The sequence below is a fragment of the Achromobacter sp. genome (assembly GCF_036567245.1).
GTDB lineage: Bacteria > Pseudomonadota > Gammaproteobacteria > Burkholderiales > Burkholderiaceae_B > Achromobacter.
Window position 1 is genome coordinate 1 of sequence record NZ_DATCUY010000399.1, and the last position, 20,305, is coordinate 20,305.

At 65.7% G+C, this 20,305-nt stretch carries 20 protein-coding genes, 2 tRNA genes and 1 pseudogene; 13 read left to right on the top strand and 10 right to left on the bottom strand.

What is annotated here, in order from left to right:
• Together VIR09_RS16910 and VIR09_RS16915 are read left to right on the top strand one after the other, a co-directional pair.
• Positions 1 to 235 (top strand): tripartite tricarboxylate transporter substrate-binding protein (locus VIR09_RS16910; protein WP_332013922.1); only part of this gene is annotated, 235 nt, incomplete at its 5' end.
• 112 nt (positions 236 to 347) lie between these two features.
• Positions 348 to 923, top strand: coding sequence for a hypothetical protein (locus VIR09_RS16915; RefSeq protein ID WP_332013923.1), 576 nt, complete (start codon positions 348 to 350; stop codon positions 921 to 923).
• Between the two features lie 34 nt (positions 924 to 957).
• Here the strand turns inward: VIR09_RS16915 and VIR09_RS16920 are convergent, their stop codons facing one another.
• Together VIR09_RS16920 and VIR09_RS16925 are read right to left on the bottom strand one after the other, a co-directional pair.
• On the bottom strand, positions 958 to 1,863 hold the full coding sequence (locus VIR09_RS16920) for a DMT family transporter (protein WP_332013924.1): 906 nt from the start codon (positions 1,861 to 1,863) through the stop codon (positions 958 to 960).
• Positions 1,864 to 1,906: 43 nt separating this feature from the next.
• On the bottom strand, positions 1,907 to 2,551 hold the full coding sequence (locus VIR09_RS16925; protein WP_332013925.1) for a LysE family translocator: 645 nt from the start codon (positions 2,549 to 2,551) through the stop codon (positions 1,907 to 1,909).
• A gap of 192 nt (positions 2,552 to 2,743) precedes the next feature.
• On the opposite strand from VIR09_RS16925, the gene VIR09_RS16930 reads away from it, so the two are divergent.
• The 4 genes from VIR09_RS16930 to VIR09_RS16945 all read left to right on the top strand — a co-directional run bounded on the left by VIR09_RS16930 (position 2,744) and on the right by VIR09_RS16945 (position 4,913).
• Positions 2,744 to 3,205, top strand: coding sequence for an Lrp/AsnC family transcriptional regulator (locus VIR09_RS16930; RefSeq protein ID WP_332013926.1), 462 nt, complete (start codon positions 2,744 to 2,746; stop codon positions 3,203 to 3,205).
• Positions 3,206 to 3,322: 117 nt separating this feature from the next.
• Positions 3,323 to 3,850: a DUF4142 domain-containing protein gene (locus tag VIR09_RS16935; protein ID WP_332013927.1), complete on the top strand. Its 528-nt coding sequence runs from the start codon at positions 3,323 to 3,325 to the stop codon at positions 3,848 to 3,850.
• Positions 3,843 to 4,211: a cupredoxin domain-containing protein gene (locus tag VIR09_RS16940; protein WP_414639440.1), complete on the top strand. Its 369-nt coding sequence runs from the start codon at positions 3,843 to 3,845 to the stop codon at positions 4,209 to 4,211. Before VIR09_RS16935 ends, VIR09_RS16940 begins: the two co-directional genes overlap by 8 nt.
• Before the next feature lie 21 nt (positions 4,212 to 4,232).
• Positions 4,233 to 4,913 (top strand): RNA polymerase sigma factor, encoded by a 681-nt coding sequence (locus VIR09_RS16945; protein WP_332013928.1) that lies wholly within the window; start codon positions 4,233 to 4,235, stop codon positions 4,911 to 4,913.
• A 13-nt stretch (positions 4,914 to 4,926) separates the two neighbouring features.
• Here VIR09_RS16945 and VIR09_RS16950 read toward each other — a convergent pair whose 3' ends face one another.
• From VIR09_RS16950 to VIR09_RS16980, 7 genes are all read right to left on the bottom strand, one after another.
• On the bottom strand, positions 4,927 to 7,326 hold the full coding sequence (locus VIR09_RS16950) for a copper-transporting P-type ATPase (protein WP_414639441.1): 2,400 nt from the start codon (positions 7,324 to 7,326) through the stop codon (positions 4,927 to 4,929).
• A 117-nt stretch (positions 7,327 to 7,443) separates the two neighbouring features.
• Entirely contained in the window at positions 7,444 to 7,803 is a 360-nt protein-coding gene (locus VIR09_RS16955) for a hypothetical protein (RefSeq protein WP_332013930.1), read from the bottom strand.
• A 173-nt stretch (positions 7,804 to 7,976) separates the two neighbouring features.
• The gene (locus VIR09_RS16960; protein WP_332013931.1) at positions 7,977 to 8,690 is read right to left on the bottom strand and encodes a hypothetical protein; all 714 of its coding nucleotides are present in this window, start codon (positions 8,688 to 8,690) and stop codon (positions 7,977 to 7,979) included.
• Positions 8,691 to 8,783: 93 nt separating this feature from the next.
• On the bottom strand, positions 8,784 to 10,523 hold the full coding sequence (locus VIR09_RS16965) for an ABC transporter ATP-binding protein (RefSeq protein ID WP_332013932.1): 1,740 nt from the start codon (positions 10,521 to 10,523) through the stop codon (positions 8,784 to 8,786).
• A 113-nt stretch (positions 10,524 to 10,636) separates the two neighbouring features.
• Positions 10,637 to 10,712: transfer RNA gene (locus VIR09_RS16970), tRNA-Phe, on the bottom strand.
• A gap of 35 nt (positions 10,713 to 10,747) precedes the next feature.
• A complete protein-coding gene (locus VIR09_RS16975; RefSeq protein WP_332013933.1) occupies positions 10,748 to 13,243 on the bottom strand; it encodes a mechanosensitive ion channel family protein in 2,496 nt (831 codons plus the stop codon).
• Between the two features lie 46 nt (positions 13,244 to 13,289).
• On the bottom strand, positions 13,290 to 14,228 hold the full coding sequence (locus VIR09_RS16980; RefSeq protein ID WP_332013934.1) for a LysR substrate-binding domain-containing protein: 939 nt from the start codon (positions 14,226 to 14,228) through the stop codon (positions 13,290 to 13,292).
• A gap of 154 nt (positions 14,229 to 14,382) precedes the next feature.
• Between VIR09_RS16980 and VIR09_RS16985 the strand changes: the two genes are divergently transcribed.
• The 3 genes from VIR09_RS16985 (at position 14,383) to VIR09_RS16995 (ending at position 16,384) form a co-directional block, all read left to right on the top strand.
• Positions 14,383 to 15,417, top strand: coding sequence for a tripartite tricarboxylate transporter substrate binding protein (locus VIR09_RS16985; protein WP_332013935.1), 1,035 nt, complete (start codon positions 14,383 to 14,385; stop codon positions 15,415 to 15,417).
• Positions 15,418 to 15,450: 33 nt separating this feature from the next.
• Entirely contained in the window at positions 15,451 to 16,101 is a 651-nt protein-coding gene (locus tag VIR09_RS16990; protein WP_332013936.1) for an isochorismatase family protein, read from the top strand.
• 145 nt (positions 16,102 to 16,246) lie between these two features.
• Positions 16,247 to 16,384, top strand: coding sequence for a hypothetical protein (locus VIR09_RS16995; RefSeq protein WP_332013937.1), 138 nt, complete (start codon positions 16,247 to 16,249; stop codon positions 16,382 to 16,384).
• Positions 16,385 to 16,446: 62 nt separating this feature from the next.
• Here VIR09_RS16995 and VIR09_RS17000 read toward each other — a convergent pair.
• Positions 16,447 to 16,522: transfer RNA gene (locus tag VIR09_RS17000), tRNA-Phe, on the bottom strand.
• Between the two features lie 316 nt (positions 16,523 to 16,838).
• Here VIR09_RS17000 and hemA point away from each other — a divergent pair.
• The 4 genes and pseudogenes from hemA to VIR09_RS17020 all read left to right on the top strand — a co-directional run.
• Positions 16,839 to 18,113 carry a glutamyl-tRNA reductase gene (gene hemA, locus VIR09_RS17005; RefSeq protein ID WP_042796220.1) on the top strand — a complete coding sequence of 425 codons (1,275 nt, stop codon included), beginning with the start codon at positions 16,839 to 16,841 and terminating at the stop codon, positions 18,111 to 18,113.
• Positions 18,114 to 18,203: 90 nt separating this feature from the next.
• A complete protein-coding gene (prfA, locus tag VIR09_RS17010) occupies positions 18,204 to 19,286 on the top strand; it encodes a peptide chain release factor 1 (protein WP_332013938.1) in 1,083 nt (360 codons plus the stop codon).
• Between the two features lie 8 nt (positions 19,287 to 19,294).
• Positions 19,295 to 20,119 carry a peptide chain release factor N(5)-glutamine methyltransferase gene (gene prmC, locus VIR09_RS17015; RefSeq protein WP_332013939.1) on the top strand — a complete coding sequence of 275 codons (825 nt, stop codon included), beginning with the start codon at positions 19,295 to 19,297 and terminating at the stop codon, positions 20,117 to 20,119.
• Positions 20,120 to 20,213: 94 nt separating this feature from the next.
• Positions 20,214 to 20,305: pseudogene (locus VIR09_RS17020) on the top strand (monothiol glutaredoxin, Grx4 family); the annotation flags it as partial.

Sequence of the window (20,305 nt, forward strand, 5' to 3'; positions counted from 1 at the left end):
CGAGGCCGCCGCCTGGCAGGGCGTGGTCGCGCCCGCCGGCACGCCGGCTCCCGTGGTCGAGAAACTCAGCCACGCCATCGCCCAGGCCCTGCGCTCGCCGGAAGTGGCCGAGCAACTGAAACTGCAAGGCATGGAGCCCACCGGCAGCACGCCGCAAGCCTTCGCGGACTATGCGCGCAAGGAGTACGAGCGCTGGGGAGCGGTGATCCGGAGCAAGAACATTTCGGCCAATTGAAGGCGGGTGGTAACAGCCGCGGCAAGGTGTAACCGGCAAGTTCGCGGAGGCGACGCGGGCGTACGATAAAGGCACGTACATCCTGTCCGGCAGCCCGGGCAAGGAGCACATCATGTCTCTGATCGTAGCAGCCCGATTCGAGGGCTTCGAAGCGGCGCACGCCGCGGCCGAGCGCTTGTCCTCCAACGGTTTTCCCCACTGGGACATCAACACCTTCTACGTGAATCCGGCCGGCGAGCATGGCCGCTACCCCTTGGGCGGCGACCGCCGCTCCGATCCGGATTCGGGACGCGCCGACATCGGCGCCTTCCTGGGCGCAGGCGGGGTGGGTGCAGGCTTCGCGGTGTTTGGCGGGTTCGTGATGTCCGAGATCAGCGATTCCACGCCGCTGATCCTGGCCGCGGCCGGGGTCGGCGCCTATCTGGGATCGCTTTTCGGCGCGCTTTGGGTGACGGGCCACGGCAGCACCCTGCACGGACACTTCAATCCCGATTCCCATGCCGAGATCCGCCAGGCCGGCGTGATGGTCGCCGTGCGCACGCGCCCGCAACGTGAAATGCTCGCCTGCCGCATCCTGCGCGATGCGGGCGGCGCCGACGTGGAACACGCCAACGGCCGCTGGCGCAACAACCATTGGGAAGACTTCGACCCGCTGGCGCCGCCTCAGCGTGAGGTGGGATTCGGCTGAACCCCCTCAGGCCGCGGCGGGGGGACGCCCGCGTTCAGTCCGGCGCGGGCGCAGGGGCGGTATTTTGCCGCCGGGCGGTGGCAGCGCAGCCGGCGGACGCTACGATGATCCCGCAGATGGCCAGCCACTGCGTCTGCGACAGTTGCTCATTCAGTACGATCATGCCGGCCAGCGCGCCCATGGCGGGTTCCATGCTGAGCAGCACGCCGAAGGTCTTCTGCGGCAGGCGCCGCAACGCCACCATTTCCAGCGAATAGGGCAAGGCGCTGGACAGCACGCCCACCGCGATGCCGGCCAGGATCAGGGTCGGGTCCAGCAGGGCCGTGCCCGCATGCGCCGCGCCGATGGGCAACGCCACCAACATCGCCGCGGTCAGCCCCAGCGAGGTGGCCTGTCCGCCGTGCACATTGCCGGCCATCTTGCCGAAGATGATGTAGAGCGCCCAGCACACCGCCGCGCCCAGCGCATAGGCGATGCCGACGGGATCCAGATCATGCACCGACGGGCCGGTGGGAATCAGCAGCACCAGGCCGGCGACAGCGCATCCGATCCAGACGAAGTCGATGGCGCGCCGAGACAGCGCCACCGCCAGGGTCAGCGGTCCGATGAATTCGATCGCGATGGCCACGCCCAGCGGCAGCGTGCGCAAGGCCATGTAGAACAGCAGGTTCACGCAGGCCAGCGTCACCCCGTACAGCGCGATCTTGGCGGCGTCCCTGCGGGTCAGCGGGAAGCGCCACGGCCGCCAGATCGCCAGCAGGATCAGCGCGCCGATGGTGATGCGGTAGGCAGTCGTGCCTTGCGCGCCCACCATGGGAAAGAGCGACTTGGCGAACGAGGTGCCGATGCATAGCGAGGCCATCGCGCCGATCAGCGATAGGATGGGGACCAGGGTGGAGGACGACGCGTTGCGTTCGGTGTTAAGGGTGGCGGCGGTCATGGCAATGGCGGAAAGGCAGGATACGTACAGGACGGCGCGCGGTTCAGGGCGTCAGGTGTTCGGCGGTGGAGTAAAGCACATAGAGCGCCAGGCCCAGCATGACGGCGCCGAGCAGACCCTGCTGCATACGCAGGAACCAGGGATTGCGCCCGACCCAGCCGCGGATGCGCGAGGCGCCGTAGGCGAAGAAGCTGCCATACGGCAGGCTCAGCGCCTTCATCGTCACGCCCAGCACCAGCATCTGGATCCACACCGGCCCGTTGTCCGGGGTGGTGAACTGCGGCAGGAAGGCGATCATGAACAACAGCACCTTGGGGTTCAGCAGGTTGGTCGTGAAGCCTTGCCAGAACGCGTCGCGCGCGTCTCCGGGGCGCGCCGCGAGCGACACGTCGGCCGAGCGCGCGCAGCGGATGATGGCCTTGATGCCCAGGTAGCCCAGATACAGGCCCCCAGCCGCCTTGATGCCCACGAACAGCGACGGGAACGCCTGCAGCACCGAGGCCAGGCCCAGCACCACCGCCGGCACCTGGATGAATCCGGCGGCGACGTTGCCCAGGACACTGTGGAAGGCGGGCCGGAAGCCCTGCGTCATGCCCCGGGAAAGGGTCAGCGCCATGTCGGGCCCGGGCGTGAGCTTGAGCGCCGCGTCGGCGGCGAGAAACAGCAGGAAAAGCTGGAGTGACGGCATGATACGGGGTGCGGACGTACCCGCGGCGCGGGCAGAGGGCTCTCAGTGTAAGCAAGCCGGCTGAATAATTCCTGCATCGCAGGGCGCGGAAATGAAGTTTCCCGTCAAAATGGGGCCGGATTCCGGCGCGGCCGGGCTTAGAATCTATCGGCGGCCCTTTTCCGGCCCGTTTCCAGCCGTTCCGAGACCCTTATGGAACTAGACGACTTCGACCTCCAGATCCTGCAAAGCATGCAGGAAGACAACCAGCGCACCAGCCAGGAAGTCGCGCAGCGCGTGAACCTGTCGCCGGTGTCCTGCCTGCGCCGCATGAAGCGGCTGCGCGAATCCAAGGTTGTGCTGGGCGACGTCTCCGTGGTCGACCCCGCTGCCGTGGGCCGGGGAATCATGATGGTCGTGCTGGTGACGCTGGAGAGCGAACGCGCCGACAAGCTCGACCAGTTCAAGCGCGCCATGCAGTCCGCGCCGGAAATCATGCAGTGCCTGTCAGTCACGGGCGAGGTGGACTTCGTCCTGACCATCACCATGCGCGACATGGCCGAGTACGAGACCTTCGCCCAGCGCAATTTCTGGGGCAATCCCAACGTCAAGCGCTTTTCCACGCTGGTGGTCATGAACCGTGCCAAGTACGGCATGACGGTGCCGGTGGGCTGAGCCCCCGTCGTCGCCCAGCGCCGGAACGCGGCGCGTTTTCGTGACATCCAACCCCATAAGCAGGCAAGATTCCTGGCCATTCCGGCCGCGCCTGCATCCATGGTTTCGGGGGATGAGATGAAAGCGATTCAAGCAAGATGGTTCTATGCGCTGGCTTTGGTGAGCTGCGGGGTGTTTGCCCACGGCAACGGGCCGACCGATCCGCAGATAGCCGCCATCGTGGTGGTGGCCAACCAGGTTGACATCGACGCCGGCAAGCTGGCGCAGGACAAGACCGGCAACAAGGAGGTCCGTGACTTCGCTACGCTGATGGTGACGGATCATTCCGCGGTCAACAAGTCGGCCGGCGAGCTGGTGCAGAAGCTCAAGGTCAAGCCCGAACCGAACGCCACCAGCGACAGCCTGCAGCAGGGCGGCGACAAGAACCTCGCCGCGCTCAAGGGCATGAGCGGCGCCGCCTTCGACAAAGCCTATGTGGACCACGAGGTGGCCTACCACGAGGCCGTGATCCAGGCACTGGACACGACCCTGATTCCTGGCGCGCACAACGCGGAATTGAAGGCACTGCTGGTCAAGGTGCGGCCGGCGTTCATCGCGCACCTGGAACATGCAAAATCCCTGCAAAAGAGGCTTAACGGTGGCTGATACCTGCTCATTTTCCGCGCGCGGGTGTGCTGGTCTGGCCGCGCTGTGCGCCGGCCTGATGCTGGCGGGCGGGGTAGTGTCCGCTCAGCAAAGCCCCACTGGCACCCAACAGGCCGAACATGTCGTGACCATTGAAGGAATGCAGTTCATGCCCGCGACGCTGACCCTCAGACGGGGCGACAGGGTGACGTGGACCAACAAGGACCTGGTCCCGCACACCGCCACCGCGGTTTCCAAGGCCTTCGATTCAGGAGTGATCGCCGCCGGCGCGTCCTGGACCTACACTGTGAAAGAGGCAGGCAGCAGCGCCTATGCCTGCCTGTTCCATCCGACGATGCAAGGTACCTTGATTGCGCAATGACGCATGGCGGAGGTCTGGCTCATGACTGCACTTGCGGCGCTGGCGGCAACGCCGGCCGAGGACGAAGACCTGGCGCTCGCGCACCGTATCGCGGCGGGCGAGCAGACCGCATTCGAACTGATGATGCGGCGGCACAACCGGCGGCTCTACCGCCTGGCGCGCGCCACCCTGCGCAACGACGCGGATGCCGAGGATGCCCTGCAGGAAACCTACCTGGCGGCCTACCGGAGCATGGCTGCGTTCCGTGGCGACTCGACGCTGTTCACCTGGCTGTCGCGGCTCCTGCTCAACGAATGCTACGGTCGGCTGCGCAAGCACAGCCGCCGCGAGGCGCTGTTCCCCATTGCCGACGACATAGAGAAAGAGGTTGATGCGATGACCATCAACGACTTCAACCCCCCCTACCACGCCGCCGCCCGCGCCGAACTCAGAGGCTTGCTGGAAGCGCGGCTGGACGCCTTGCCCGTCTCGTTCCGCACCGTGTTCGTGTTGCGCTCGGTAGAGGAACTGTCGGTCGAGGAAACGGCGCATTGCCTGGGCATTCCCGAAGCCACCGTCCGCAGCCGCCACTTCCGCGCCAACGCCTTGCTGCGCGAGTCGCTGGCGCGGGATGTGGGGGTGGTGGAGAAGCGCTTGTTCGAATTCGATGGGGACGATTGCGACAGGGTGGTGGAGAGGACGCTGGCGCGGTTGAGGGAATAAGGAGACGGACCGTTCATTTCGCGCCCCGCAACCGCAACGCATTGAAAATCACCGAAGCCGAACTCAGGCTCATCGCCAGCGCCGCAATCATCGGCGACAGCAGCCATCCCGTGAAGGGGTAAAGCACACCCGCCGCTATCGGCACGCCGATGCCGTTGTAGACGAAGGCGAACATCAGGTTCTGCCGCATGTTGCGCACGGTATCGATCGAGATCTGGCGCGAGGCGGCGATGCCGCGCAGGTCGCCCTTGACCAAGGTTACCTGGCCGCTGTTCATGGCCACGTCGGTGCCCGTGCCCATGGCCACGCCCACGTCGGCGCGGGCCAGCGCAGGGGCGTCGTTGATGCCGTCGCCCGCCATCGCCACCACATGGCCGTCCTTTTGCAGCTTTTCCACCAGCGCCAGCTTGTCGGCCGGCTTGACCTCGCCGTGCACTTCGTCAATGCGCAGCGCGGTGCCCACGGCGCGGGCGGTGGTCAGGCCGTCGCCGGTCGCCATCACGATACGCAGGCCGCTGCCGTGCAGGTCCTGGATGGCTTCATGCGTGCTGGGCTTGATGGGATCGGTCACCGCCAGGATGCCGGCGAACTGGCCGTCCACGGCCAGGTGCATGATGCTGGCGCCTTCGCCGCGCAGGCGTTCGCCGTCCGCGCGCAGGGAGTCCACCCGCACGCCTTCCTGTTCCATCAGGGCGGTGTTGCCCAACGCCAGACGCTTGCCTTCCACCGTGCCGCGCACACCGATGCCGCTGCCGGAATCGAAGTCCCCGGCTTTGGCCAGCGCAAGGCCCTGCGCGCGTGCGGCGCTGACGATGGCGTCGGCCAGGGGGTGTTCGCTGCCTTGGTCCAGGCTGGCCGCCAGGCGCAGCACTTCGTCGGGCGTGTATCCCGGCGCTGCGATCGCGGTATCGAAGGCTGGCTTGCCTTCGGTCAGGGTGCCGGTCTTGTCCACGATCAGCGTGTCCACCTCGCGCATCTTCTCGATCGCGCCGGCGTCGCGGAACAGCACGCCCTGCGCGGCCGCGCGGCCCGTGGCCACCATGACCGACATGGGCGTGGCCAGTCCCAGCGCGCAGGGGCAGGCGATGATGAGCACGGCGACGGCGTTGATCAGGCCATACACCCAGCTGGGTTCCGGCCCGAAAAAGCCCCACACCAGCAGCGTGGAGATCGCGACCAGCACCACGGCGACGACGAACTTGCCCGCCACCACATCCGCCATGCGCTGCATGGGCGCCTTGGATCGTTGGGCGTTGGCGACCATCTGCACGATCTGCGCCAGCATGGTGGCGGAGCCGACCTTTTCCGAACGCATCACAAGGGTGCCGCTGGTGTTGAGCGTGGCGCCGATCAGCTTGTCGCCTTCGCGCTTGCTGACGGGCACGGGCTCGCCGGTGAGCATGGATTCGTCCACGGCGCTGCGGCCCTCGGTGACGATGCCGTCCACCGGAATCTTCTCGCCCGGGCGCACCCGCAACAGGTCGCCCACGTGCACGTGGTTCAGCGGCACATCTTCCTCGCTGCCGTCGGCATTGATGCGCCGCGCGGTCTTGGGCGCCAGGCCGAGCAGTGCCTTGATCGCGGCGGACGTTTGCGAGCGCGCCTTCAGCTCCAGGATCTGTCCCAGCATGGTCAGCGAAATGATGACCACCGCGGCTTCGAAGTACACCGCCACGCGCCCCATCGATACGAAGGAATCGGGGAACACGCCCGGCGCCAGCGTGGCGACCACGCTATAGATGAACGCCGCGGCCGTGCCCAGGCTGATCAGCGTCCACATATTGGGGCTGCGATGCACGAGCGACTGCCAGCCGCGCACGAAGAACGGCCAGCCGGTCCAGAATACGACCGGCAGCGATAGCGCCAACTCCAGCCAGCTCTGGGTCGCCATGTCGAACCAGCCCAGGCGATGGCCGAACATGGCCATCACGGCCACGATGAGCGTGAGGGGTAGCGTCCACCAGAAGCGGCGCTGGAAGTCTTTGAGTTCGCTGTTGTCCTCCTCATCCAGCGGGATAAGGGGCTCCAGCGTCATGCCGCACTTGGGGCAGTTCCCGGGGTGGTCCTGACGGATCTCGGGATGCATGGGGCAGGTGTAGATCGTGCCGGCGGGAACGTCGGCGGGAGCTCCCGTCGGGTCGGCAGCGGTCGGCCGGGCGGTTACGCCGTCGTGTTCGTCGCTGCCCACGTGATGCTTACTGTGATCGTGGTCGTGATGCTGCTGCTGGTGCGATCCATGGCCGCCATGCGCATGTGCCGACTGGGCACCCGCCTGTTCTTCCGGCACCAGATGCATCTGACACTTCGGACAGCGGCCCGGATGGTCCTGGCGGATATCCGGGTGCATGGGGCACACATAGAGCGCACCGTCGTTCGTTGCCGCGTCGCCGTGACGAGAGTGATTCATACCCATCCCTTTCGAGTGCTGGTGTGATCCTTCGTGCGCCTCATGCCCAGGCAGGGCGCTCGTAGCGCAACAACGTGGGGCCGACACCGCCGCGGTGCCGGCCCCAGCAATGATGCGTGGCGCTCAGCCCCTGGCTGCCGGGGACGCCGCCGCGGGATTCATCATCGATCCCATCATCTCGCGGCAGCCTTGCATGTGGGCGCCATTGGCGGGCATGGACTTCATGTGTTCGTCCATCAAAGCCTGGCGCTCTTCGGCCGTCTTGGCCGCAGCCATCTTTTGGTGCATCCCGCCCATGGCCTGCATGTGCGCCTCCATGTTCTGCATCATGCCGGCGCCCGGCGCCATTTGCGGCTGGGAGGCCGTCTCGGCCGCCGCGGGATGATGCGTGGCATGTTCGCTACCAGCGGCCTGCGCATTGGCCGCGCCTATCATTCCGAGGCTCAATGCGCACGCACTGAACAAGGTGGTCAGGGTCTTCATGGTCAGCTCCTTTCTGTGGTCTGGAAGTGCATGGACTCCAGTGTGGTGGGCTGACAGGGGCGGGGAGGTTACGCGTGGATTACTTTTTTGTAATGTCATGGGGGCGCCGCATGCGCGACATCAGCCCGCGCCCCAGTACATCCATTTTGGGCTGCTCTCCTGAAGAACAGCCCTCATCCGTTCTCAGGCCACCGCGTAAAGATCGCATCCTGTTCCAAGGCCCGCGCCCGCCACGCATTGAGCAGTTCGGCCAAGGCCTCGTGGGTCAGCCCATACGTTTCACCCAGGCTGGAATTGCGCCCGACGATGTGCCTGTTGAGTCCCGCAGTGCCGCTGCGTTCGACCGCGGCATCGTCGAAAACAATGAGCTTGGGCACCGCCTGGCTGACGCTGACCACGGTGAATTCGCTGGTGTCCTGCCAGCGTATCGTCCTGCCGTTCCACACCTGCCGGGTTTCGAAGCCATTGCGGTTTAGCCGCAAGGCGGTATCGTCTTTCGCGGCGCGCACCAGCAGCATGACCGCGCCGAGCAGAAAAAATCCGGCGCCAGGCCAGAGGATCAGTTGCTTCAGCGGCGGCAGCGCTTCGTGCAGCAGCATCCACAGGATCACGCCGCCGAAGGCCGCGGACAGGAACGAGAACACCAGCAGCTTGCCTTTCGCGGCCTTGAGCACCAAGGGGCCTGGATAGCGCGCCAGCAACGTCAAGGCTGAGCGCGAGTCGCGCTGGAGCAGGCCAGGCCTTAACTGCAGAATGCCGATTGCGGCGCACATGGCAAAGAACAGCGTGACGGGAATCCCCGCTTCGGCGCCGTCCCGGATCATTTGCGAACCCAGGAAAACAAACACGACGCTGATCGTCAGGCTGACATAGGCCAACAGGTTCATCCGCTTGCGTCCGGGCGGGCGCTGCGTTGCGGGGGATGTGGGTGGCTGAGTCATGGCTATGGCGTGTAGGGACTTGGCTGACGGGGCTTTATATCAAGGTTGATGCCGGGACAATACTTCATCGCGGGGCCCTGCATCCACCACCCGCCCGGCGTCCATCACTACGATGGTGTCGAAGCGGTTGAGCAGGCTGGGCCGATGCACCGAAGCCACGATGCAAGCCGTCGGGAACGCGGCGTACATACGATCGAACACCCGGGCCTCGGCTTGGGGGTCGAGCGCGCTGGTGGGCTCGTCCAGCAGCAGCAGGGAACTGCCTTGCGCCGCCAGCGCGCCGCGCGACAGGGCCAGGCGTTGGCGCTGCCCGCCGGAAAGATTGCTGCCCCGCTCGTTCATCGCGCTGGCCAGGCCGTCGGGCATGCGTTGCAGCACTTCGTCGAATACGCCGGTATGCACGGCGGCCTGCAGCGCCACGGCATCGGCAGGCTCGCCGAAGGTAAGGTTTTCCTGCACGCTGGCTTCGAAGACTTCGGCTTCTTGCGGGATCAGCGTGGCCAGCGAGCGCAGCTCGGTCCAGTCCACGGATTTGCCGTCGCGCAGCAGATCGCCCTGTTGCGGCGGGTAGAGTCCGGCAAGGGTGCGCAGCAACGTGCTCTTGCCGCCGCCGCTGGCGCCGATCAGCGCGACGCGCGAGCCTCGGCGCAGCACCAGGTCTACGCCATGCAGGCCGCCACGTCCTTCATCCGAATAGCGCCAGGTGGCGCCGCGCAACTCCAGGGTCTGCCAAGGCGCGTCGGGTTGGACCGCGGGGACGGCTGCCTCGGGGTTGCCGGGGGCCTGCCAGATGGGTTCGGCGCTGCTGTAGTCGGTGTGCATGCGCGCAAAGCTCTGGAAGTTGGAGGCGATGGCGCTGACCACGGACGCGGCCTGCTGGGCGTACTGATAGATCATGAAGATGGTGCCCAACAACAGGGCTTGCCCCGGCTCGCGGTGTCGCAGCACATATTCCACCACGAGGATCCAGGTGAGGCACATGCCCGCCAGGTCGACCACGCACCACTTCACTTCGTTGATCCACAGGGCGCGGCGCAAGGGCTTCATGACCGCCTCCAGGCGGCGGCCCAGGATCTTGCGCGAGGCGGCTTGCAGCCGCAGGCCGATCACGGTGCCGGCATTGCTGACGAAGTCGAGCAGTGCCGCGACGTAGCGGCGCTCCTGGTCGTTTTCGGAGCGCGCCAGCCGCATCAGCGCAAGGTCGAAGCGCAACGTGACGAGGGCGATGATCAGATAGCCGCTCACGGCGATGATGCCGCTGACGTGCGACAGCAGGGTCAGCGCCACCAGCGGGCCGATGAAGTTCAAGGCGCTGTGCAGGTATCCGTACATGCTTCGCGCGAACGTGGACAAGGCCCGGCTGGATTGCAGCACCCGGTGCTGCAGGTCGCCGGAATGTCTGCCGTCGCGCCAAGTCAGCGGGGCGGCAGCGATGCGGGCATAGAGGTCGTCGGCCTGTCGTTCGCGGACATGCACGCCCACGTTGCCTTCCAGGACGCGTCCCGGGCCGTGGAACACCCAGGACATCATGTAGCTGCCGACCAGGAACAGGATCCAGAGACCCGCCGTGGACATGTCGTTCTGCTGCAAGGCATTGATGGCGTGCGAGGCCAGCCAGGGCAGGGTCAGCTTGACCAGCTGCGCGCCCGACAGCAGCGCGATCGCGCCCATCAGCTGTCGCCGCGCGCCGTCGGCATAGTGCCAGAGCGCGCGATACAGCACCAGCGCCGCGCGGCCCATGCCGATGGAGGAGGACGGGGAAGAGGATTCAGGCTTCATCGCGTGGGAGGGGAAGTCAGGAGTGGCATGGCGTGACTATGCTATCCGACAAAAGCCGCCGCGCGCCAAAGCAAAAAGCCCCGCCAAAGGCGGGGCCAAGTGCTTGAATTCATTGGTGGCCTGGGGCGGAATCGAACCACCGACACAAGGATTTTCAATCCTCTGCTCTACCGACTGAGCTACCAGGCCAACGCGAAAGTCCGCCACTATACACAATATCCGCGCTACGTGGGCGCCTGGCCGCCGCCTGGAGCGGCGTGGCGGGCTTGTGCGAGCAAGGCGCCGGCCTCGTCGGAAATGCTGCGCAGGCGCAGGTCGGTCTGCGGGAAAGGGATGTCGATGCCGGCCTGCTTCAGAGCCTCGTACATGCGCGACAGCATGTCGCTGCGGATGGACATCCACTGATCGAAGTCGGGCGTCCAGGCGCGGACGCTGAACTCCAGGGCGCTGGGGCCGAAGCCCATGAAGAGCGCGATCGGCGCCGGCTGGGTGGAGACGCCCAGCGTTCCGCGTGCCACCGAAGCCAGCAGTTCGATGGCTTGCGCGGGGTCCGTGCCGTAGGCCAGTCCGACGTTGATTTCGATGCGGCGGTTGCGGTCCAGCATGGTCCAGTTGGTCAGTTTTTCCGACAGCAGGGTGCCGTTCGGGACCACCACGTCGGCGCCTTCGAAGGTCTTGATGCGGGTGGCGCGCATGCCGATGTCGCGCACCTGTCCGGAGGTGTCGCCGATCTCTACCACGTCGCCGGGCTGGATCGGGCGCTCGAACATCAGGATCAGGCCGGACACGAAGTTGTTCACCACGTTCTGCAGGCCGAAGCCTATGCCCACGCCCAGAGCGCCGAGCACGAGGGCCAGCTGGCTGGTCTTGACGCCGGCAGCCGACAGCGCTACCGCCAAGCCCAACAGCAGTACCGAGTAGTAGGTCAGCGAGGCGATGCTGTTACCCACCCCGCGCGGCAGCGGCATGCGCGCCAGCAGTTCGTCGTGCAGCACCAGGCGGATCGCCCGCGCGGCCCAGAACGCGATCACCACCGAGATCGCGAACACCAGAATGTTGCCCAGGCTGATGGTGATGTCTCCGAGCGCAAGCGTGTAAGACAGCACCTTCGTCGTGAAGGCGTAGGTCGCGCGCAGGATGCGGAAGCGATCCATCGTGTAGATCGTCCAACCCGCGACGGCGCTGAGCATCACCAGGCGGATCAGCAGTTGCACCAGGGGCGGAGCGTGCTCGCGCGCGATGCGGAAGCGCGACACGCCGGGCCGGGCCAGCATCAGCTGCAGCAGGGTGACGATGATGGTGACCCCGGCGTAAAGCATCAGGCCGAAGTAGCCGCTGCTGATGACGGCGCTGGTCAGCATCTCGGCCATCGACAAGTTGCCGACGAGATTGGAGACGCCGGCGATGGCCAGCAGCGCCACCGCGACCCAGCCGCCGACACGCACGGCCTTGTGCAGCCGGCCGGGAGCCTGGGCGTTGCCGCGGCGCTGGGCGCGGGCGCGCAGCCAGATCGCGGTGGCCAGCGCCAGCAGGGTGATGACGAGGTTGTGCAGCCGGTACAGTGTTTCGCTGGCCAGGAAAAAAATGCCCAGCCGCTCCGCCAGATACAGGCCGGTGATGGCGTAGGGCCACAGGTCGAGCTGCTCGCGCGCGGTCGGCGGCAGCAGGCGCAGCACGGGCACGACTGCCAGCAGCAGCGCGACCTGCAGCACGATCAGCGGCGCATCCGACTCCAACAGCTGCACGCCCATCATGGCGAGCAGCAGCCAGGCGGACAGCGGGCGTCCCAGCACCCGCGCGGCTGTTTTGCTCATTTCGCCGGCCCGGATCGCGTGGCGGCTGTGCCAGGCCAGCCAGAGCAGCAGCGGCAGCAGCACGACTTGCAGCACGTGCAGGGCGAGCTGGTTACCGGTGTCGGCCGCGGCGTACTGGCGGGCAAAGCGCAGTTCCATGTCCAGGCCGCTCCGCAGATAGGCCATCGCATCGCTGCGCGCCGTGGGTGTGAAGGTGGCGGCCCAGAGCGGCGGCGCGTCCAGTGCGAGCAGGCGGGCGTCGATGTAGTTGATGGCGTCGGCCACCGCCCGCTGCCCGGACTGGATGCGCTCTTCGACGGCGTTGGCGCGCTGGCCTAGTGCGATCTGCCGGCCCAGCGGCACGGACAGCGCCTGTTCGGCCCGGGTCAGCTGGGCGATGACGGAGTCGATACGGCCGGTCAGGGCCGGCGGCAGATCGGCGGCGCCGGGCGCGCTCTTGAGGGCCTGCCAGGCCTCGCGGCGGCGCGCCAGTTCAGCGGCGTCGTTGGCGTAGGCGGCGGTCGCCTGGTGCATGTCCTCCTGCCAGTCCGTGAAGCGGCGCGCGTCGAACATCCAATGCCGCTCCAGGCTTTCCAGCCGCATGATCGGCAGGGTGCGCAATTGGGCTGACTGGAACTGTTGGAGCTTTTCGTCGACAGACCGGGAAATCGCTTCCAGGCGCGGCGCCAGCGCGTCGGTGGGGTCGGCTCCCGTGACGCGTTCCATGACGCTTTCGGCATAGCGGTGATCGGTGTCCGCCCGCAGCGGGATTTCCGCCACCAGGATCGCCTGGGCTTGCGCGGAAGCCGGAACTGGGCGGACCGGCGCCGTCGAGGCGCTCTGCGCGTGCGCGGGCCCCAGCAGGCAGGCCAGCAGTGCAATCAGACCGAAAAGCGCTTTTGCTCTTGCTATCGCTTGGGCGCGCATGTCGCGGCTCCGGTGGATGGATGCGGCGGTCTACGGAGAAGGCGTCTTACGATATCGCGGAAGGGCGAGCCAGGGAAAGGGGCGCGGGCATCGACTTCCTGGCCCATTGATTGAGCGCGGCGGCAAATCCCAGTACGACCTGGCGGTCTTCGTCAAACCGGCGCACGAGATAGATGCTGGATGAAATTCTCGGCATGCTTTTTTCATGCGCAAGTTCGCAGATCGCGACGGCATCGGCGCGCAGGCGCGCAATCGATTCGGGGACGATGGAGATGCCGAGCCCCGCGGCCACCAGATTGACCACGGCGGGCACCTCCACGACCTGTTGAACGATCTTCGGCTCGAAGCGCGAAAACAGGCAGGCCTGGTACACCGAGTCGGCAAAGATGGACGACGCCAGGCGAAAGAACACGAAATCCTCGTCTTTCAATTCGTGCAGGCGCAGCCGTTTCCGATGCGATAGCGGATGGCCCGGCGGCAGCACGACCACCGACGAGTCGTGCCACAGCAACTCGGAAGCGAATGTCGGATCGGCGGGGATGCCGCGTGAGAGGCACAGATCCAGGCGCCTGTCCTGCAGCCCCGTCAGCTGATCGGAGGGGGGTATTTCCTTCAAGGCCACGTCCACCTGCGGCCGCTCCTGCCGGAACTCGCGGATGAACTGGGGCAACGTGCCGAGGAAGTGCGAGCCGGTCAAGCCCAGCGTCACGCATCCCTCCAGGCCCTGTGCCACGCGCCGCACTTGAAGCCTGGCCTCGTCCAGGCGATCCAGGACGGCGCGGACGTGGGGCAGCAGCACGCTGCCCGCTTCACTCAGCTGGACGCTTCTGCTGGTGCGTATGAAAAGACGGACGCCGAGGTCGGCCTCCAGATTACTCAGCTGCTGACTGAGTGGAGGTTGCGAAATGTGCAGCTTCTGGGCCGCTTTCGTAAAGCTCTGTTCTTCCGCAATCGCCGCAAAGTACCGAAGCTGCCGCAAGTCCATGGTTGGGCATCCCGTCCTATTTATCTGGAAACACTATAGATGATTCCCAAATTCGTATTGGACGATATCGATCCCGATGCCGAGAATTGCCATCAAATGATTCGCTCCGGGCAGCCGGACGTGGACGATAAATACAAAGAATGGGGAGCAGGCAATGAACCTGGTTGTTTCAGTCGCGGCATGGAAGTTCCATTTCAACCCGAACAAACTGGTCAAGATGAAAAAGATACTGAGTTTCTCTGCGCTGATTTTCGCCCTGGGCCTTGCCCATGCTGGCGCCGTCCACGCGCAAGGCTATCCGTCGAAGGCCGTCACGGTGATCGTGCCGCACGGACCAGGAGGGGCCAACGACGCGGTGGCTCGGCCTTTTGCCCAAAAAATCGGCGAGCGCCTGCATCAGACTTTCGTGGTGGAGAACCGGGCGGGCGCGGGCGGCAATATCGGTATCGGCGTATCGGCGCGAGGCAGTCAGGATGGTTACAACCTGCTGCTGACCGTGGGTAGCAGCTATACCATCAGCCCATTCGTATACAAGTCCGTGCCATTCGACCCCAAGAAGGATTTTGAACCCATCGGCCTGGTCGCGACGGCTCCTTATGTCTTGATCGTCAATCCGGATCTGCCGGTAAAGACCGTGCAGGACCTGATCTCATTGGCCAAAAGCAAGCCAGGCCAACTGCACATGGCGTCCGCGGGTAACGGCACGCTCGATCATCTGCTGGGCGAAATGTTCAAGCGGGCGGCCGGCGTCGACATGATGCACATTCCCTATAAGGGCGCCTCCGCCGCCAACACGGATATGGTGTCTGGCCGGGTGTCGGTGACTTTCACCAGCTGGCCCAGCGTCATGTCGTTTGTCCATGCCGGCAAGCTGCGCCTGATCGCGGTTGCGTCGTCCGAGCGCTCATCGTTGCTGCCGGACGTGCCGACCATCGCCGAGACCGTGCCTGGCGTCGCGGCCATGTCGTGGTATGGCTTGTTCGCTCCGGCCGGCACCCCGGCGGACGTGGTTGCCACGCTGCGCCGGGAAGCCTCGAGCGTGCTGGCGGACAAGTCGTTTCAAGCCAACTTGAGGGCCCAGGGCGCGGAAGCGGCGAATACGACGCCCGCTCAGTTCAGCGAGCTGATCGACTCCGATCTGAAAACGTGGTCCGGGATCATCGAGCAGACCGGCGCCCGGATCGAGTGACGGCCGCCAAATCCTTCTGTTTTGGAGTTTTGCATGAGCAGCGCTGCGGAAAACTATAAGGGCGTATGGGGGCATCGAGTCGGCTTTGGCGACAAAGCGGCATTGCTTCTCATCGACTTCGTGCAAGCCTATACGCTGGAAGAATCGCCCATGTTTGCCTCTGGCGTTGTGGCCGCGGTGGCGCACAGCGCGGAAATCCTGCGGGTGGCGCGAGATGCCGGAATGATGGTCATCCACACCACGATCAGGCACCAGTCCGATACGCTGGCCGACGCCGGCGCCTGGTATCGCAAGTCGCCGATCCTCGAACTGTTCCAACACGCGCCTTACAACGAGTTTTGTGGCGGCTTGGAACCCTTGCCCGGCGAGATCGTCCTGCACAAGCAGTACGCCAGCAGTTTTTTTGGCACCAGCCTGGCCAGTACGCTGACGGCTTCCAGGGTCGACACCCTGATCGTGCTGGGCTGCTCCACCAGCGGCTGCGTGCGCGCAACGGCGGTGGATGGCGTGCAGCATGGCCTGAACGTGATCGTGGTGCGGGAGGGAGTGGGGGACCGCCACCCCGATCCGCATGAAGCCAATCTTTTCGATATCGACAGCAAGTACGGGGATGTGGTTTCAAAGCAGGCGGCGCTCGAATTCATCCGCGCGTCGAGGGCGTCATCGCCGCCCGAGGCGGCCTGAGCCGCTACCTGTTGCACACGTTCGGCCGTCGTGGCTTTGCTCGGCCGACGGCGAGTAGAGGGCTTGCCAAAAACCGTCTCATCGCCGGTATTCGTGATTCGCGAATAGCGAATATCACCCTGAGATGGAACTAAAACCCCAAGACTTGTTGGTATTGCTAAAGGTGGCCGCCCACCCCCCACAGCGCTGGGCCTATGCCGCGCTGTCCATGAGCGCCTCGGAGACCCATGCGAGCGTGAAGCGCGCCGTGGCCTTTGTCGCCGCCAAGAACAGCAGAAACTGACGTACCAAAGCAAAAAGCCCCGCCGTATTGAAGACCGGGCGGGGCTAAGTGCTTGAATCTTTTGGTGGCCTGGGGCGGAATCGAACCACCGACACAAGGATTTTCAATCCTCTGCTCTACCGACTGAGCTACCAGGCCAACGAAGTCCGCAACTATACACAATTTTTTAGGCTTGCGCCAGTTGGGGGCGAAAATCTTGGATATTGCCTTGCTCGGCCGGATCGCTGCATGAATCATGAGCCAGGTTGTTGGGCGGATGGCACGAAAGGTGCGACCCAAGGTCGCGGCCTGGGGGTGAAATGGCCTGGGGATAACCCGCAGGGGTATAATGATTAGCGGTCTGACGCTGCTCCCGGGTTGAATTCCCCCGATTGAATAACCCCGGTTTGCAGCGCCTCGTTCTTGGTGGCAGTACTTAACGCTTACGCGCGGATGGCCCGGCCATCCTTCCCACATGTCGGTAGCTGTCCTTGCCTTCGGTCTGAATCACACCTCCGCGCCGGTTTCGGTCCGCGAGCGCGTGTCCATGCCCGTCGATCTGGTGAAGCCCGCGCTGGAAGGCCTGCGCTCGGCGTTCGGCGGCTCGGTGCGCGAAGCCGCCATCCTGTCCACCTGTAACCGTACCGAGATCTATTGCGCCGCTGACGGCCACGTGGCCGATCAACTGCCTGCCTGGCTGGCGGATTACAACCGCCTGGACGCCGGCACGCTGCGCCCGCATCTCTACCGCCATCACCAGGACGACGCCGTGCGCCACGCCTTCCGCGTGGCCAGCGGCCTGGATTCCATGGTGCTGGGCGAAACCCAGATCGTGGGCCAGATGAAGGACGCCGTGCGCGCCGCCGGTGAAGCCGGGTCGTTGGGCACCTTGTTGCACCAGATGTTCCAGCGCACCTTCTCGGTGGCCAAGGAAGTGCGGTCGCAGACCGCCATCGGCGCGCAATCGGTGTCCATGGCCGCCGCCGCCGTGCGCCTGGCCGAGCGCGTGTTCGGCAACCTGGACCAGGCCCGCACGCTGTTCATCGGCGCGGGCGAAATGATCGAATTGTGCGCTACGCACTTCGCCGCGCAGCGTCCGCGCAGCATGGTCGTGGCCAACCGCACGGCCGAACGCGCCGAAGTCCTGGCCAATCGCTTTGCCGCCAGCACCATGAAGCTGTCGGACTTGACGGACCGCCTGTCCGAGTTCGACGTCATCGTGTCCTGTACGGCCAGCTCCTTGCCCATCCTCGGTTTGGGGATGGTGGAACGGGCCACGCGCCTGCGCCGCCACCGCCCCATGGTCATGATCGACCTGGCCGTGCCGCGCGACATCGAACCCGAAGTCGGCCGCCTGGACGACGTCTACCTGTATTCGGTGGACGACCTGGGCCGCCTGGTGCAGACCGGCACGGACGCGCGCCGCGCGGCCGTGGTGCAGGCCGAAGCCATCATCGAAACCCGCGTCCAGGGCTTCATGCACTGGATGCAGTCCCGCGAAGTGGTGCCCGTCATCCGCGACCTGCACCAGGCCGCCGAGGACGTGCGCAGCGCCGAGCTGGAACGCGCCCGCCGCCTGCTGGCACGGGGCGAGTCGCCGGAAGCCGTGCTTGAGCAACTGGCCCATGGCCTGACGCAGAAATACCTGCACGGCCCGCTGGCGGCCCTGAACCGCAGCGAAGGCGATGACCGCAAGCAGCTGCTTGCCTGGATGCCGCGCCTGTTCCCTGGCCGCGACTCCCGCCGTTAGCGACTCTGCCCCACGTCCCGCCTCCTGGCGGGCGTTCGTCTTTTGGGCGCCCGCTATCCGCTTTCCCGCTTTTCTTTTTGGTCATTCCCCATGAAATCTTCCATGCGCAGCCGGCTGGAGCACCTGTGTCATCGCCTCATCGAGGTTGACGCCCTGCTCGCCGAACCGGAGACCGCGTCCGACATGGACCGTTTCCGCAAGCTCTCGCGTGAACGCGCGGAACTGGAGCCGGTGGTCGAGGCGTTCACCGCTTTCGCCCGCACCGAGGATGATCTGGCCGCAGCCCAGGAAATGCTGTCCGACCCGGACCTGAAGTCCATGGCCGAGGACGAGATCAAGTCCGGCCGCGCCAAGCTCGAAGAACTGGAAGCCGCGTTGCAATTGCTGCTGCTGCCGCGCGATCCCAACGACGGGCGCAGCCTGTTCCTGGAAATCCGCGCGGGCACGGGCGGCGACGAAAGCGCGCTGTTCTCGGGCGATCTGCTGCGCATGTACACGCGCTACGCCGAACAGCGCGGCTGGCGCGTGGAGCTTATGTCGGAGAGCGCTTCTGAACTGGGCGGCTACAAGGAAGTGATCGCCCGCATCGACGGCGACGGCGCCTATGGTCGCCTGAAGTTCGAGTCCGGGGCGCACCGCGTGCAGCGCGTGCCCGCCACCGAGGCGCAAGGCCGCATCCACACCTCGGCCTGCACGGTGGCCGTCATGGCCGAAGCGGACGAGATGTCGGAAATCGTCATCAACCCCAATGATTTGCGCATCGACACCTTCCGCGCCAGCGGCGCGGGCGGCCAGCACATCAACAAGACTGATTCGGCGGTGCGCATTACCCACCTGCCGACCGGGCTGGTGGTGGAATGCCAGGACGACCGTTCCCAGCACCGCAACAAGGACAAGGCCATGCAGGTGCTGGCCGCGCGCCTGAAAGACAAGGAAACCCGCGAACGGCAGAGCAAGGAAGCCGCTGAGCGCAAGAGCCTGATCGGCTCGGGTGACCGTTCCGAGCGCATCCGCACCTATAACTTCCCGCAGGGCCGCGTGACCGACCACCGCATCAACCTGACGCTGTACAAGCTGCAGCAGATCATGGAAGGCGATCTGGAAGAGCTGACCGGCGCCCTCATCGCCGAACACCAGGCCGAACAGCTGGCGGCCCTGGGCGACGACATCTGAGCCCGGCCATGACGCCGCCCCAGCTGAAAAGCCTGCTGCTCGATACGCGCCTGCCCCGCCTGGAGGTGCGCATGCTGCTGGAGCACGTGCTGGCCAAGCCGCGCGCCTGGCTGCTGGCGCACGACACCGACCCTCTGCTGCCCGAGACGGCCGCGGCCTATGAGGCCCTGGCCCAGCGGCGCCTGGCCGGGGAGCCCATGGCCTACCTGCTGGGCCACCGCGAATTCATGGGTCACCGTTTCCGCGTGACCCCGGACGTGCTGATTCCGCGCCCGGATACCGAGGTGCTGGTCGAGACCGCGCTGGAATGCCTGGCCGGCCAGGCTGCGCCCGCGGTGCTGGACCTGGGCACCGGCAGCGGCGCGATCGCGATTTCCATTGCGTTGGCGCGCCGCGACGCGCGGGTGATGGCGTCCGACGTCAGCGCGGCCGCGCTGGCGGTCGCTGCCGCCAATGCCTGGGATCTGGCCGCGTCCGTGCGTCTGGTCGAAGGCAGCTGGTACCAGGCCGTGCCGGCGGGCGAAGGCTTCGACCTGATTGTGTCCAATCCGCCCTATGTGGCCTGCGATGACCCGCATCTGGAGCAGGGCGACGTGCGTTTCGAGCCGCGGGGGGCGCTGACCGACGGCGCGGGCGGGCTGGAAGACCTGGCCCGCATCGTCCAGGGCGCCGGCCGCCACCTGAAGCGGGGCGGCGCCCTGTGGCTGGAGCATGGCTGGGACCAGGCGCAAGCCGTGCGGGACCTGCTGGCCGCGGCTGGATTCCAGGACGTGCACAGCCGCCAGGACCTGGCCGGCATCGAGCGTATTTCCGGCGGCCGGCTGCCCGCCTGACCGCATTCCCGGTGGGGCGCCCGGGATATCCGGGCGGATTTTCCCGCTGTACCTATAATTGGCGTATTCCGTTATGCCTGTCCAAGAGACCACCATGAGCGACGTTCAAGAATTCATCCGCGAAACCGTGACCCAGCACCCCGTCGTGCTGTTCATGAAGGGCACCGCCCAATTCCCGCAATGCGG

Excerpts from the sequence above, each read along its gene's own strand:
- VIR09_RS16975 (WP_332013933.1), bottom strand. The coding sequence starts at position 13,243 with ATGCGCGCCCAAGCGATAGCAAGAGCAAAAGCGCTTTTCGGTCTGATT.
- prfA (WP_332013938.1), top strand. The coding sequence starts at position 18,204 with ATGAAATCTTCCATGCGCAGCCGGCTGGAGCACCTGTGTCATCGCCTC.
- VIR09_RS16955 (WP_332013930.1), bottom strand. The coding sequence starts at position 7,803 with ATGAAGACCCTGACCACCTTGTTCAGTGCGTGCGCATTGAGCCTCGGA.
- VIR09_RS16985 (WP_332013935.1), top strand. The coding sequence starts at position 14,383 with ATGAACCTGGTTGTTTCAGTCGCGGCATGGAAGTTCCATTTCAACCCG.
- VIR09_RS16915 (WP_332013923.1), top strand. The coding sequence starts at position 348 with ATGTCTCTGATCGTAGCAGCCCGATTCGAGGGCTTCGAAGCGGCGCAC.
- VIR09_RS16960 (WP_332013931.1), bottom strand. The coding sequence starts at position 8,690 with ATGAACCTGTTGGCCTATGTCAGCCTGACGATCAGCGTCGTGTTTGTT.
- VIR09_RS16990 (WP_332013936.1), top strand. The coding sequence starts at position 15,451 with ATGAGCAGCGCTGCGGAAAACTATAAGGGCGTATGGGGGCATCGAGTC.
- VIR09_RS16920 (WP_332013924.1), bottom strand. The coding sequence starts at position 1,863 with ATGACCGCCGCCACCCTTAACACCGAACGCAACGCGTCGTCCTCCACC.
- VIR09_RS16965 (WP_332013932.1), bottom strand. The coding sequence starts at position 10,523 with ATGAAGCCTGAATCCTCTTCCCCGTCCTCCTCCATCGGCATGGGCCGC.
- VIR09_RS16980 (WP_332013934.1), bottom strand. The coding sequence starts at position 14,228 with ATGGACTTGCGGCAGCTTCGGTACTTTGCGGCGATTGCGGAAGAACAG.
- VIR09_RS16930 (WP_332013926.1), top strand. The coding sequence starts at position 2,744 with ATGGAACTAGACGACTTCGACCTCCAGATCCTGCAAAGCATGCAGGAA.
- VIR09_RS16950 (WP_414639441.1), bottom strand. The coding sequence starts at position 7,326 with ATGGGTATGAATCACTCTCGTCACGGCGACGCGGCAACGAACGACGGT.
- VIR09_RS16935 (WP_332013927.1), top strand. The coding sequence starts at position 3,323 with ATGAAAGCGATTCAAGCAAGATGGTTCTATGCGCTGGCTTTGGTGAGC.
- VIR09_RS16945 (WP_332013928.1), top strand. The coding sequence starts at position 4,233 with ATGACTGCACTTGCGGCGCTGGCGGCAACGCCGGCCGAGGACGAAGAC.
- VIR09_RS16925 (WP_332013925.1), bottom strand. The coding sequence starts at position 2,551 with ATGCCGTCACTCCAGCTTTTCCTGCTGTTTCTCGCCGCCGACGCGGCG.
- prmC (WP_332013939.1), top strand. The coding sequence starts at position 19,295 with ATGACGCCGCCCCAGCTGAAAAGCCTGCTGCTCGATACGCGCCTGCCC.
- hemA (WP_042796220.1), top strand. The coding sequence starts at position 16,839 with ATGTCGGTAGCTGTCCTTGCCTTCGGTCTGAATCACACCTCCGCGCCG.